Genomic DNA, 12,363 nt, shown 5'->3' on the forward strand with positions numbered 1-12,363 from the left:
CCGTTTTCCCGGGTCAAGGCGCAGGTATTGGCGATCAGCATCACCGATGATCCATTTGGCACGGTCGCGGCAATCGAACGCCTGCTGGGTTACTTCGACGGCAGCGAGCGCACACATCTGCGGATCGCCCCTGAAGATATCGGCGAAAAGGAGGTCGGACATTTCGCGTTCTTTCGCAGCCAGTATCAGGATCGGTTGTGGCCGATTGCGTTGTCTTGGCTTCAGCGGGGAGAGTTGGCCCAAGGCACCCCGGGCAGCCAAGTGACAGTTCGCACTTAGAAACCCTTGGGATTTACCCAGACCTGCGCTTCAATACATCATCCCCAGATCCTGACACCAAGGACGTGAGCCCATGGCCTCGCCGAACAAGCAGCAAAAACGCGCCCACCGGGCAAAAGCCAAGGCCAAGCAGAACCGCACCCAACGCGCCGTCGCCACCAAACCGGACGCCTTTGCCGGCGATGACAGCCGCATTGACCTTGAATCGGTGGATTTGACCGAGCTGTTCCTGGAGATGCGCACCGCAGGCGAAACCAGCCAACAGACGCTGTGTGCGGTGTTCCTCGCGCACCCACTGCTGGCCGTGGTGCTGGAGCAGGAAGGTGAAGAGGAAGCGACCGACTTTATCCTCGCGGCACTGATCGAGTATCGCCAGTGGGCCACGGACACTGAGGACGAAGCGGCAGCGCTGGCGTGGATTGAATCGCCAGAGTTCCAGGCCGATTACGTCGCAGCGTCACAGGCGCTGGTTAATTCCGAAGACTGATACAAAACAAAATGTGGGAGCGGGCTTGCTCGCGAAAGCGGTGGACCAGTCGACATTTACGCTGACTGACACACTGCCTTCGCGAGCAAGCCCGCTCCCACATTTGACCAACGTTATTCTGACGAAAGCATTCCGTCAGTTAAGCACCGCAGCCCCGACTTTCCGGGCCTTGCGCCGACGCGACACAATCAGCCCCGCCGCAATCACCAGCAAGCTCAGGACCCCAGTAGCCATGATCTCCACCTGATGCGCTTCCTGGAACAGCATGATCGTCAACACGCCCACGATGAACACGATCACCGCATACGTCAGGCCCGGGAACAGCCACATCTTGAAAGCAATCTTCTCACCCGCTTCCGTGCGCTTCTGGCGCATGCGCAGTTGCGACACGGCGATTACCAGATACACCAGCAACGCGATGGCGCCGGAGCTGGCCAGCAGGAATTCAAACACCGCCGCCGGTGCCACGTAGTTGGCAAACACCGCCAGGAACGCCGCGCCGGTAGACAACATCACCGCCCAGTAAGGCGTGCCGCTCTTGTTGGTGATCTTGGACACCGCCGGTGCATCACCGCGACGGCCCAGGGAGAACATCATGCGTGAAGCGGTGTACAGCGCCGAGTTCAGGCAGCTGGTCACGGCCACCAACACCACCAGGTCAACGATCAGCTTGGCATTCGGGATGCCCATGCGCTCCAGCACGGTCTGGTAGGAACCGACCGCCGCCAGCGCAGGATCATTCCACGGCACCAGGGCCACCACGATGAAGATCGACACCAGGTAGAACAAGCCAATCCGCCAGATCACCGAGTTGGTGGCCTTGGAGATTTGCTGGCCCGGGTTCTTCGATTCAGCGGCAGCGATGGTGACGATTTCAGTTCCCATGAACGAGAACATGGTGGTCAGGATCGCCGCCAACACCGCGCCCATGCCGTTGGGCAGGAAGCCTTGGGTGTCGAACAGGTGCGAAACGCCGCTGACCTGGCTGCTCGGCAAAAAGCCAAAAATCGCCAGGATGCCGAGAATCACAAACCCGACGATCGCTATCACTTTGATCAACGCAAACCAGAACTCGAACTCGCCGTAGTTCTTCACGCTGAACAGGTTGGTCGCCGTCAGCAACAAAGTAATGATCAGGGTGAAGGCCCAGATCGCCACGTTGGGGAACCAGGCGTGCAGGATGGTCGCGGCGGCGTTGGCTTCCAGCGGAATCACCAGCACCCAGAACCACCAGTACAACCAGCCGATGGTGAAACCGGCCCAGTGACCAATCGCGCGGTCGGCATAGGTCGAGAACGAACCGGTATCCGGCGAAGCAACGGCCATCTCGGCCAGCATGCGCATCACCAACACCACCAGCGTACCGGCGGCGGCGTAAGCCAGCAGCACGGCCGGGCCTGCCGCAGCAATCGCGTGGCCGGAGCCGACAAACAACCCGGCACCGATAACGCCGGCAATCGACAGCATGGTGACGTGACGTGGTTTGAGCCCCTGTTCGAGGTCATTGGAGCTTTGCGTACTACTCATTGACACACCTTTGCGAGGAATTGCGAATACGGTCCACCCGGCCTGGCGCCTTTCTCGTGAAAAGAAACCAACGGGGCGTTCTTTATTTTTTACGCAAGATTTGCGCCAAAATGTTACAGAGCCGCGATTGACGCGGGCTGTAGGGAAACTCAATAGCCCTCGTAAGTCACTGACAATAATGGTATTCCGCTATAGCGTTACTGTGCGACTCACTTGAAGCACGAACACGCGCACCAAAAACACACACAAATTGTGTGCGACGCTCCATTAAAGTGCCGATACGGACCGTTCGCCGGTTTAACCCTTCCAACACCCGGCCAAAGCTGGCACCATCGCGCCCTTTTTTACGCGAAGCCTGTAGGAATCCGGGTTCAAACGGCTGTTCGGTTGTTGATGGCGCGACACACTGCTGTGCCGATGCGACACCCTGCCGCACACCGTCTGTTTACCGCCTGCGGGGCTGTTGGCTGTCATCCAAACGCTATGCTAGCTTGGCGCCTCGCCAGGAAGGCGGGCCAACAGCAGGAGCGCAATGAACACAATGAGGACCGCACATGGCTGAGGCCACGCCCGCGCTTGAAATCCGCAACTTGCATAAACGCTATGGTGAGCTGGAGGTGCTTAAAGGTATCTCGCTGACCGCCCGCGACGGCGATGTGATCTCGATCCTGGGTTCCTCCGGTTCCGGCAAGTCCACGTTCCTGCGCTGCATCAACCTCCTGGAAAACCCACACCAGGGGCAAATCCTGGTGGCCGGTGAAGAGCTCAAGCTGAAGGCCGCAAAAAACGGCGAACTGGTGGCCGCCGACGGCAAACAGATCAATCGCCTGCGCAGCGAAATCGGTTTTGTGTTTCAAAACTTTAACCTGTGGCCGCACATGAGCGTCCTCGACAACATCATCGAGGCCCCGCGCCGCGTGCTCGGCCAGAGCAAAGCCGAAGCCATCGAAATCGCCGAAGCCTTGCTGGCCAAGGTCGGCATCAGTGACAAGCGCCACGCCTACCCGGCGCAATTGTCCGGCGGCCAGCAGCAACGCGCCGCAATCGCCCGCACCCTGGCCATGCAGCCCAAAGTCATCCTGTTCGACGAGCCGACATCGGCCCTTGACCCGGAAATGGTTCAAGAAGTACTTAATGTGATCCGCGCACTGGCCGAAGAAGGCCGCACCATGCTGCTGGTCACCCATGAAATGGGTTTCGCCCGTCAGGTTTCCAGTGAAGTGGTGTTCCTGCACCAGGGCCTGGTCGAAGAGCAAGGATCGCCACAGCAGGTATTTGAAAACCCGCTTTCGGCGCGCTGCAAACAATTCATGTCCAGCAACCGCTAACGGAGCAACATGCATGCAGAACTATAAAAAATTCCTCCTGGCTGCCGCCGTTTCGATGGCGTTCAGCGCCACGGCGATGGCCGAGACCTTGAAAATGGGGATCGAAGCGGCTTACCCGCCGTTCAACAATAAAGACGCCAGCGGCCAGACCGTAGGCTTCGACAAAGACATCGGCGACGCCCTGTGCGCCAAAATGAAAGCCGAGTGCGAAGTGGTGAACTCCGACTGGGACGGCATTATCCCGGCCCTGAACGCCAGGAAGTTCGACTTCATCGTCTCCTCGATGTCCATCACCGATGAGCGCAAGCAGGCCGTCGACTTCACCGACCCGTACTACTCCAACAAGCTGCAGTTCATCGCACCCAAAAATGTCGACTTCAAAACCGACAAGGCCTACCTCAAAGGCAAGACCATCGGCGCACAACGTTCGACCCTGGCCGGTACCTGGCTGGAAGATCGCAACATGGAAGATGACTACGGCGTCACGCCCAAGCTGTATGACACCCAGGAAAACGCCTACCTCGACCTGACTTCCGGCCGTGTGGACGCGATTCTCGCTGACAAATACGTGCAGTACGACTGGCTCAAGACTGATGCGGGCAAGGCCTACGAATTCAAGGGCGAGCCTGTGGTCGAGAGCGACAAGATCGGTATCGCCGTGCGCAAGGACAACAAAGAGCTGCTCGACAAGCTCAACGTGGCCCTGAAAGCAATCAAAGCCGACGGCACCTACAAGAAGATCAACGACAAGTACTTCCCTTTCAGTATCGAGTGATCCTGAATTGCCTGCCCGGCGCGCTCGCTTGAGTGCGCCGGTCCTTAGCAATGCCTTGCGAAACGACTAAACCATGAATTTCGACCTCTACGGATTCGGCCCGGCGCTCGCCGCTGGCGCGCTGATGACCGTCAAGCTGGCGCTCACCGCACTGTGCCTTGGGCTGGTGCTCGGCCTGGCCGGCGCCCTGGCCAAGACTTCCCCCTACAAGCCGCTGCAATGGCTTGGCGGCGCCTACTCCACCCTGGTTCGCGGCATCCCGGAACTGCTGTGGGTACTGCTGATTTACTTCGGCACGGTCAACCTGATGCGCTCCCTCGGGGAGTTTTTCGGCAACCCCGACCTGTCCCTCAGCGCCTTCGCCGCCGGTGTTATCGCCTTGGGCCTGTGCTTTGGCGCCTACGCCACGGAAGTGTTTCGCGGCGCGATCCTGGCCATTCCCAAGGGCCACCGTGAAGCCGGTGTTGCGCTGGGCCTGTCGAAGTTCCGGATTTTCACCCGGTTGATCATGCCGCAGATGTGGCGCATCGCCCTGCCAGGCCTGGGCAACCTGTTCATGATTTTGATGAAGGACACCGCGCTGGTCTCGGTGATCGGCCTGGAAGAAATCATGCGCCACGCGCAAATCGGCGTAACCGTCACCAAGCAGCCTTTCACCTTTTTTATGGTCGCAGCCTTCATGTACCTGGGCCTCACCGTCCTGGCGATGACCGGCATGCACTTCCTGGAAAAACGTGCCGCGCGCGGCTTTGCGAGGAGCACGCAATGAGTGGCGACTACAGCTGGCTGTCGCATTTCGACCTGGGCCTGAACTGGGCCGTGATCATCAAATGGCTACCCAGGTTGGCCCAGGGCGCAACCCTGACCCTGGAACTGGTGGCCATCGCCGTAATCGCCGGCCTGCTGCTGGCGATCCCGCTGGGCATCGCGCGCTCTTCGCGCCTGTGGTACGTGCGTACCCTGCCCTATTGCTACATTTTCTTCTTCCGAGGCACACCGCTGCTGGTGCAGTTGTTCCTGGTGTATTACGGCCTGGCGCAGTTCGACGCCGTGCGTGAAAGCTTCATGTGGCCATACCTGCGGGACCCGTTCTGGTGCGCCACCGCCACCATGACCCTGCACACTGCCGCCTACATCGCCGAGATTTTGCGCGGTGCAATCCAGGCCATCCCGCCGGGTGAAATCGAAGCAGCGCGGGCGCTGGGCATGTCCAAGCCCAAGGCGCTGTTCTACATCATCCTGCCGCGTGCCGCGCGCATCGGCCTGCCGGCCTACAGCAACGAAGTGATCCTGATGCTCAAGGCCAGTGCCCTGGCCAGTACCGTGACCTTGCTGGAACTGACCGGCATGGCCCGCACGATCATTGCCCGCACTTACTTGCCGGTGGAGATCTTCTTCGCCGCGGGCTTGTTCTACTTGCTGATGTCCTACGTGCTGGTGCGCTTCTTCAAGCTGCTGGAACGCTGGTTGCGGGTCGATGCCTGCCAAGGGCGCTGACACCTTGTTGACGGGTGAGCGACTGCTCGCCCGCTTCCAGGCGCTGGACGCGTTCCTCACCGAGCATCAAGGGCTGTGGCGACCACGGCCCTTTACGTACCTGCAATTACCGTGGGAAGCGCAACATCCCGAGTTGGCCCACTGGCTGCGCCAGCGCTCGCTGGCCGAAGCGGAAAGCAGCCACAACCAACCTCACAACCTGCCAGCGCCTGCGCCTTTTCCTGAGCTGGCCATACAGTCGCTGAATCTCAGTGCTGTGGATAACTTACCGTCCAGCGCGCTACCCGCCGCCCACCACCGTTTAAACGTTGATGTGCCCGGCCGCAAATGGCAGCAGATCGAAGCCTTCGGCGCGGCCCTGCAATTCTCTAAAACACCCCGACACTGGCTCGACTGGTGCGCCGGCAAAGGCCACCTCGGCCGCCGCCTGCTACAACCCGGGCAGCACCTGACGTGCCTGGAATATGACCCGGCCCTGATCGCCTCGGGGCAAGCGCTCAGCGAGCACCACCGATTACCTGTCACCCATCGCCTGCAAGACGTGATGGCCGACGTGCAGATCAGCCGTGAGCAAACCCCGGTCGCCCTGCATGCCTGCGGCGACCTGCATGTGCGCCTGATCCAGCTGGCCAGCGCCGCCGGCTGCCAGCAACTGGCCGTGGCACCCTGCTGTTACAACCGCATCCGCGCCGAGCAGTACCAGCCACTGTCGATTGCTGCCCGGGCTTCATCATTGCGTTTATCGGTGGAAGACCTCGGCCTGCCGCTGAGCGAAACCGTCACCGCAGGCCTGCGCGTGCGCCAACAGCGCGATACGTCGATGGCCAGGCGTTTGGGCTTTGACCTACTGCAACGGCAACTACGCGGAAGCGATGAGTACCTGCCCACCCCGTCCCTGCCCGCCAGTTGGCTGGCCAAGCCGTTCGCCGACTACTGCCGCGAACTGGCTGAACTCAAGGGATTATCCATAGGTGAACAGGATTGGTCGGCCCTGGAGGCCCAAGGCTGTCGGCGTTTGGCCGAGGTGAGAAACCTGGAATTACTGCGTGGCCTGTTTCGGCGCCCGCTGGAAGTGTGGCTGGTGCTGGATCGCGCACTGTTTCTCGAAGAAAACGGCTACACGGTTCAAGTCGGCAGCTTCTGCGAAACACCGCTGACCCCACGCAACCTGATGCTGCTCGCCGAGCGCAATTAAAGGGCATTTTGTCGCAGCGTGCCCTGTGGATAAGTCTGTTGATGGAATCTTGTCGGAGGCCGTAGCAGCAAGCTCGACACGGCAAAATGCTGACTGGTCATTTTTTGTTCACAAAATAAAACGCACGCAAAACAGGCAGTTGCAGCGTGATGAGAACCGCTCCGCAAAATTGCGGTTTCATGACATGTCGAACCAACCGATTGTGCATAAGCATCTGGCGTTGGCGGCATAACGCAGGCTTTTCAGCGGGTAATCAACAGGCGACAAAGCTCATTGATATCGTCACAGGCCATGCTCGCCGCTTCGTGATCCAGCGGGTCGCTGCCAAAGGCCAGGGCCTCGCTGATCGCGCAATCCCGGTGCACCACCTCCAACAGGTTTTCACCCAGGCGCTTCTTGAACACCTCGACCATGTCGAGGCTGAAGCCGGACGTCTCGTCGAGCTGGTTGATCACGAAGTGACAACGCAGCGCCGGCTGGCGATCAAGGTGTGGCACCAGCAACTGCTCCATCTGCTCCAGGGTGCCAAGGGAGGCGGCATCCGCTTGGGCGATGACCAGCACCACATCAGCCACGTTCAGCGCCTGATGCAGGTAGACGTTATTGCCCGGCGGAGTGTCGATGATCACGGTGTGCTGCTCACTCAAGCCCAGGGCCGACAGATGCTGCGCCAACCACTGCGGTTCCTGCTTGAGCCAACGCTGCAGGTCTTCCTGCTGACGGATATCGGTTTCGCCAAAGGTGATCACCTGGCAACCGGCAAAGCCTGAATGAAGGATCTGGCTCCAGCGCTCGTTATGCAGGCTGGTGCGCCCGATACCGGGCAAGGTGTGGCTCAGGCCAAAGTGGTGATAGAGGGCGTTTTGCGGGTCCAGGTCCAGTGCCACCACTGGCCGCCCCAAGCGTTGCAAGCCGCTGCTCAGTGCGGTGGCCAGGGTGCTTCGGCCGACGCCACCATTGACGGACACCAGCGCCACCACGTTCGCACGGATGGTCGCGGATTCGCGTGGCTGCTCGTTGGCACAAGGGGAATGCTGGGAGAACGACGCACCGCTGCCCATGTTGAGGCTGGTGCTGTCGTCGACCGGGATGTCTTCGAAGAATTGCAGCATCGAATCCATTCCTTGGACATCACTGGCAGTTGTCTTATCAAACAACTCAAAAAGCTCATCGGTTCGGCTCATCGCCAACACTCCCTCACGACGCATCGTAAAGACGTGAAAGGTCAGCTGTACTGATGCTTACCGCAGGTCTTTTTGTGGGCGCCTTTGTTTGCGCATCATGTGGCAACAAAATGAAAGTGTCATTATTTTGCTGTTTTGGCCTATTGACTTTCAGACAAACGGCATTCAGTCAATTTACTGACTGATCTTTATCGAATCGTAAGGCGTCTGCAAATCGCGCTCCGGGATTTCCCAGATCAGCAGCTTGGGCGGCGTCTGCTTGAACGCCGGGCTGTCGAAATAAGCCTTGGCGGCGCCAGAGAATTCGCCGCCATCCTTGCTGAAGTTACCCACCGGGGCATTCAAGGCTTTTTGCAGGAAACCCACAAAGTTTGAATTGCGCGAGAACGAGGTGCCGATCAGCGCCACGTTTGGCAGGCCGGCGTCGCCGAACAAATCGTCGGGGTTACTGGATGCCGCGGGACCATTCTCATGGGCTGTGCTGGCCGCAACCTGCTCGCCCACCGGCTGTAATTTTGGCGGCAACCAGTCGAGGCCGGCCAGGCGCACCAGGTCACCCGGACGGGTTGCGAGCGGTGCCTGGGTAATGTCGAAGGCTTGTTCCGGCGTGGCCTTGATACCGCGCTGCTGGATGCGTTGAGCCACCGCATGGGCGCCGGCATTCGAGCCGATTTCGCTCCAGTGGGTGTCGGTGCGCAGGTAGGCATCCGGGCCGAGAGGTTTCAGGGTGCCAGTCAAATCCAGTACTTCAACGCCCCCCGCTTGCAACAGCGTGGTCCATTGCTGGATCCGGCCATCCAGCACCGCTGGACGATACAAGCCACAGCGTTGTGCAGCAGCGATGCGGGTTTTATCCGGCACCACCACCACTTGCAGATCAATGCCGCGTTGGCCGAGCTGCTTTTGCAGGTCGATCACGGCGTCCGCCTTGGTGTGCGCATTGTCTTCGGCGTGGCGGTTGAGCTTCAGTTCATCGCTGATAAACAGCCAGCCCGGGCAACCCTGGCGCACCCGTGGCCCGGTGTCGCTGAACACCAGCCAACTGGCGCCGCGCTCCAGGTTCGCCGCTTCAATGGCCATCGGCGCCTTGGACAACTCCTTGGCAAACCGGTGGGTCACCTCGCCATGCAGCAGCATGTCGCTGTCGACCTTGGGCGGCAGGAAGCTCACCGGCCCCTTGACCATCAGCCAGGCGCAAGACAACAACCCCGCCGCCAGGAAAGGCACCAGCACCCAGGCCGCCAAGGGGCTGGTGCGAATCGCCAATTCACTCGGTGGGGTCGGCGCGGTAGGGGCGGGCATCGTCAGGCTTCCTTAGAACTGAAAGTACAGAAACGGTACGGCATCGCGGCTGGCAATCAGCGCGAACGACAACACAAACCCGGCCACCGGCCACAGGGACGCAGCCACCACAAACCAGGGCTGCGCACCAAAACGCTGCTCGCAGCGGGTCTGCCAGATGGGCGCGATGATGCACACCAACCCCAGCAACGCGGCCATGCCGTGGGCCGGGCGCATGGCCACGGCCAGGGCATCGCCCAAGGCCATGCCGTGCATGCCGAATTGCCCGGCGTACATGGTCAGCGCCGAATGGAAGTCCGGCGCGCGGAACAGCGTCCAGGCCAGGCACACGAACAGCAGTGTCAAAATGTGCGACAGCACCAAAGGAATACGCGGCAGCGTCGAGCGTGACCACGCCCGGTCAATGCACAACGCGATACCGTGGGCCGAACCCCACAACAGGTAGTTCCAGCTATCGCCGCCGTGCCACAACCCGGCAATCGCCATGGTCAGGAACAGGTTGCGGTAGGTGCGCCACACGCCGTCGCGGTTACCGCCGAGGGCGATGTACAGGTAGTCCCGCAGCCAGCTGGACAACGACAAATGCCAACGCCGCCAGAAGTCCTGGATGCTGCTGGACAGGTACGGCCGGTTGAAGTTTTCCGGGAAGTGAAAGCCCAGCATCAAGCCCAGGCCGATGGCCATGGCGCTGTAGCCGGCAAAGTCGAAAAACAGTTGCAGCGAGTACGCCAGGCAACCGATCCAGGCATCCACCAGGCTTGGGTTTTCCAGGTGGAAGGCAATGTCCACCAACGGCGACAAGGTGTCGGCCACCAGCACTTTCATGCCCATGCCGATCATGAAGCGCCGGGCGCCCAAGGCGAAATTCGGCCAATTGAAATAGCGCTGGTTCAGCTCGCGCCGCACCCAGTCATAGCGAATGATCGGGCCGGCAATCGAGTGGCCGAACATCGAGATATAGGTGGCGTAATTGATGAAACTGCGCTCCACCGGCACCGTGTGCCGATGCACATCCACCAGGTACGAGATCGCCTGCAATACGATAAACGACAACCCCGCCGGCAACGCCACGCGCTGCCAGTCCAGCGGCATGGCGCCGTACCAGGTGATCACCTCACTCACGGTGCCCGCGACGATGTTGGCGTACTTGTACCAACACAGCACGGCGGTGTTGAACACGATCAACGCGATCAACAACCGCACCCGGCCCTTGCCGTCTTCACGGGAACGGTCCACCAGCAAGCCGCCGACCCACGCCACCACGGTCAACACCATGTGCAGGAACAGGAACAGCGGGCTCAACCAGCCGTAGAACAGCCAGCTGCCGATCAACAGGATGACGTTGCGCCAGCCCGGACGGGCCAGCGCATAAATCAACAGGAAGGCCGGCAGGAACAGCGTGAGGAATTCCAGTGAGGCAAAGACCATGGTGGTGTCGGGCCCGATCAGTTAGCGAGCGTGTCGGAGGTAAACAGCAACCTCGAACCGGCGGCCGATGGCAGTGCCAGCACGCTGTAGCGCTCGCCGGCCTTGAGGGTGAAGGTCAGCGGTTGGCCCACCGGTGCATTGGCGCACTTGAGCTGCACCGACAGTTCCACCGGGTTGATCATGCGGCGCGAAATCGAACCTTCGGCGACCTTCTTGAACAGCTCGGCTTTTTGCGCCACGGCTTCCAGGCTGGCGTCGGCGCAGGCAGCGTCGGCGTTGATAAAGGCCAGCGAGGCCTTCAGCGCGTTGAAGTCGTCTGGTTGTTCGTGGATCACCAATTGGCGAGTGCCGCCCTTGGCGTCAGGCACGGCGACCACGGTGGCGAACTCGCCCGGTGCGACGGTCACGGCCAGCTCGGAATCCTTGCCGCCCTGGCTCAATACACCCTTGATCGGGGTTTTACCGCCTGACACCGGCAGGTAGTCGGATACCCGTTTGTCGCCACCCAATACCAGGCTGGCCTTGGAACCTTGGGGCAGCAATTTCAGCTCGCCGTCGGTGCCGTTGGCCAGGCGCAGGAACGCCGAATCTTTCTCCGGGCCGGTGGGGTAAAGCGGGATATCGGCGCTGTAGGCGCTGATGCTGGCGAGCAAGGTCGCCAGGCCCAGGGTGATCCGTTTCATTATTGCGCTCCCTTGGCCACAGCGGCCGGTGGCAACTTAGCCAGGGACTCGCCGATCGCCTTGGCCCACTTCTGGTAGCCGTCGATGGTGAAGTGCTGGCCGTCCGTGGTGACCCACTGGCCCGGCTTGGAGAAGGTCAGCGAGTCGACATACGTGCACGGCGCCACGTTGGTGGCGAGGAACTGCGACATCACCTTGGTGCGCGCGTCATCCTTCTTGTACTGCGAACCGACCTTGCCCCACGCCGGCCCGACCCACACGCACTTGGTGCCGGTTTCGGTGATGGCTTTGGTCAGGGAGGTCACGCTTTTCCAGGCCCAGACTTTCGGGAACTGCGGCTCGGGGTACGAGGCCATGGTGTCGGCGATGATGATCACCACCAGGTCCGGCTTGTCCTTGGCGATCAGGTCTTTGATCGGGGTGGTGCTCATGCCGTTCTTGCCGAAAATCTCGGCCTTGCCGCCGGGCAGGCGCTCGGCGCCGCACTCGACTTTTTTCGGCACGATCCAGTCGGCCGCACCGGCGCCGCAAGCACCGATGGAGTGAACCTTGGCACCTTGGGCGGTCAGGTTGTCCTGCAGCGGGTTGAGCAACGAATCAGGAAAGCTCATGTGACTTTCGCCCAATACCAGCAGGGTCAGGCCGGCAATAGCAGAAGCGGAAACAGGCATGGATGAC

The 12,363-nt window shown here is 60.6% G+C and carries 12 protein-coding genes and 1 pseudogene; 7 read left to right on the top strand and 6 right to left on the bottom strand.

Annotated elements, in window-relative coordinates; all coding sequences use genetic code 11:
* Both CEC48_RS14050 and CEC48_RS14055 read left to right on the top strand, forming a co-directional pair.
* Positions 1 to 279: pseudogene (locus CEC48_RS14050) on the top strand (alpha/beta hydrolase); the annotation flags it as partial.
* A gap of 73 nt (positions 280 to 352) precedes the next feature.
* Entirely contained in the window at positions 353 to 766 is a 414-nt protein-coding gene (locus CEC48_RS14055) for a hypothetical protein (protein WP_088424314.1), read from the top strand.
* Between the two features lie 135 nt (positions 767 to 901).
* Here the strand turns inward: CEC48_RS14055 and gabP are convergent, their stop codons facing one another.
* Positions 902 to 2,293 (bottom strand): GABA permease, encoded by a 1,392-nt coding sequence (gene gabP, locus CEC48_RS14060; protein WP_088424315.1) that lies wholly within the window; start codon positions 2,291 to 2,293, stop codon positions 902 to 904.
* Positions 2,294 to 2,847: 554 nt separating this feature from the next.
* On the opposite strand from gabP, the gene CEC48_RS14065 reads away from it, so the two are divergent.
* From CEC48_RS14065 to CEC48_RS14085, 5 genes are all read left to right on the top strand, one after another.
* Positions 2,848 to 3,621: an ABC transporter ATP-binding protein gene (locus CEC48_RS14065; protein ID WP_017478155.1), complete on the top strand. Its 774-nt coding sequence runs from the start codon at positions 2,848 to 2,850 to the stop codon at positions 3,619 to 3,621.
* A gap of 13 nt (positions 3,622 to 3,634) precedes the next feature.
* Entirely contained in the window at positions 3,635 to 4,396 is a 762-nt protein-coding gene (locus tag CEC48_RS14070; RefSeq protein ID WP_088424316.1) for an ABC transporter substrate-binding protein, read from the top strand.
* 73 nt (positions 4,397 to 4,469) lie between these two features.
* Positions 4,470 to 5,165, top strand: a complete 696-nt coding sequence (locus tag CEC48_RS14075; RefSeq protein WP_010169038.1) for an ABC transporter permease — start codon at positions 4,470 to 4,472, stop codon at positions 5,163 to 5,165.
* A gap of 38 nt (positions 5,166 to 5,203) precedes the next feature.
* Positions 5,204 to 5,893 carry an ABC transporter permease gene (locus CEC48_RS14080; protein WP_026078053.1) on the top strand — a complete coding sequence of 230 codons (690 nt, stop codon included), beginning with the start codon at positions 5,204 to 5,206 and terminating at the stop codon, positions 5,891 to 5,893.
* Entirely contained in the window at positions 5,874 to 7,088 is a 1,215-nt protein-coding gene (locus CEC48_RS14085; protein WP_088424317.1) for a methyltransferase, read from the top strand. Before CEC48_RS14080 ends, CEC48_RS14085 begins: the two co-directional genes overlap by 20 nt.
* Before the next feature lie 242 nt (positions 7,089 to 7,330).
* On the opposite strand, the gene bcsQ is transcribed toward CEC48_RS14085, so the two are convergent.
* From bcsQ to CEC48_RS14110, 5 genes are all read right to left on the bottom strand, one after another.
* On the bottom strand, positions 7,331 to 8,272 hold the full coding sequence (gene bcsQ, locus CEC48_RS14090; RefSeq protein WP_088424318.1) for a cellulose biosynthesis protein BcsQ: 942 nt from the start codon (positions 8,270 to 8,272) through the stop codon (positions 7,331 to 7,333).
* 174 nt (positions 8,273 to 8,446) lie between these two features.
* Positions 8,447 to 9,574, bottom strand: a complete 1,128-nt coding sequence (locus CEC48_RS14095) for a cell division protein FtsQ (protein ID WP_088424319.1) — start codon at positions 9,572 to 9,574, stop codon at positions 8,447 to 8,449.
* Positions 9,575 to 9,586: 12 nt separating this feature from the next.
* A complete protein-coding gene (locus tag CEC48_RS14100; protein WP_088424320.1) occupies positions 9,587 to 11,002 on the bottom strand; it encodes an MBOAT family protein in 1,416 nt (471 codons plus the stop codon).
* A gap of 17 nt (positions 11,003 to 11,019) precedes the next feature.
* Entirely contained in the window at positions 11,020 to 11,685 is a 666-nt protein-coding gene (locus CEC48_RS14105; protein WP_088424321.1) for an alginate O-acetyltransferase AlgF, read from the bottom strand.
* Positions 11,685 to 12,356 (bottom strand): SGNH/GDSL hydrolase family protein, encoded by a 672-nt coding sequence (locus CEC48_RS14110; RefSeq protein WP_088424322.1) that lies wholly within the window; start codon positions 12,354 to 12,356, stop codon positions 11,685 to 11,687. The genes CEC48_RS14105 and CEC48_RS14110 overlap by 1 nt, the downstream gene beginning before the upstream one ends.
* Between the last annotated feature and the right edge of the window lie 7 nt (positions 12,357 to 12,363).

The organism is Pseudomonas sp. K2I15 (assembly GCF_002204795.1).
Taxonomy (GTDB): domain Bacteria; phylum Pseudomonadota; class Gammaproteobacteria; order Pseudomonadales; family Pseudomonadaceae; genus Aquipseudomonas.

What these genes read in the sequence shown, in the direction of transcription:
- CEC48_RS14095 (WP_088424319.1), bottom strand. Translation starts at nt 9,574, where the DNA reads ATGCCCGCCCCTACCGCGCCGACCCCACCGAGTGAATTGGCGATTCGC.
- CEC48_RS14065 (WP_017478155.1), top strand. Translation starts at nt 2,848, where the DNA reads ATGGCTGAGGCCACGCCCGCGCTTGAAATCCGCAACTTGCATAAACGC.
- CEC48_RS14085 (WP_088424317.1), top strand. Translation starts at nt 5,874, where the DNA reads ATGCCTGCCAAGGGCGCTGACACCTTGTTGACGGGTGAGCGACTGCTC.
- CEC48_RS14100 (WP_088424320.1), bottom strand. Translation starts at nt 11,002, where the DNA reads ATGGTCTTTGCCTCACTGGAATTCCTCACGCTGTTCCTGCCGGCCTTC.
- bcsQ (WP_088424318.1), bottom strand. Translation starts at nt 8,272, where the DNA reads ATGAGCCGAACCGATGAGCTTTTTGAGTTGTTTGATAAGACAACTGCC.
- CEC48_RS14055 (WP_088424314.1), top strand. Translation starts at nt 353, where the DNA reads ATGGCCTCGCCGAACAAGCAGCAAAAACGCGCCCACCGGGCAAAAGCC.
- CEC48_RS14075 (WP_010169038.1), top strand. Translation starts at nt 4,470, where the DNA reads ATGAATTTCGACCTCTACGGATTCGGCCCGGCGCTCGCCGCTGGCGCG.
- CEC48_RS14105 (WP_088424321.1), bottom strand. Translation starts at nt 11,685, where the DNA reads ATGAAACGGATCACCCTGGGCCTGGCGACCTTGCTCGCCAGCATCAGC.
- CEC48_RS14110 (WP_088424322.1), bottom strand. Translation starts at nt 12,356, where the DNA reads ATGCCTGTTTCCGCTTCTGCTATTGCCGGCCTGACCCTGCTGGTATTG.
- gabP (WP_088424315.1), bottom strand. Translation starts at nt 2,293, where the DNA reads ATGAGTAGTACGCAAAGCTCCAATGACCTCGAACAGGGGCTCAAACCA.
- CEC48_RS14070 (WP_088424316.1), top strand. Translation starts at nt 3,635, where the DNA reads ATGCAGAACTATAAAAAATTCCTCCTGGCTGCCGCCGTTTCGATGGCG.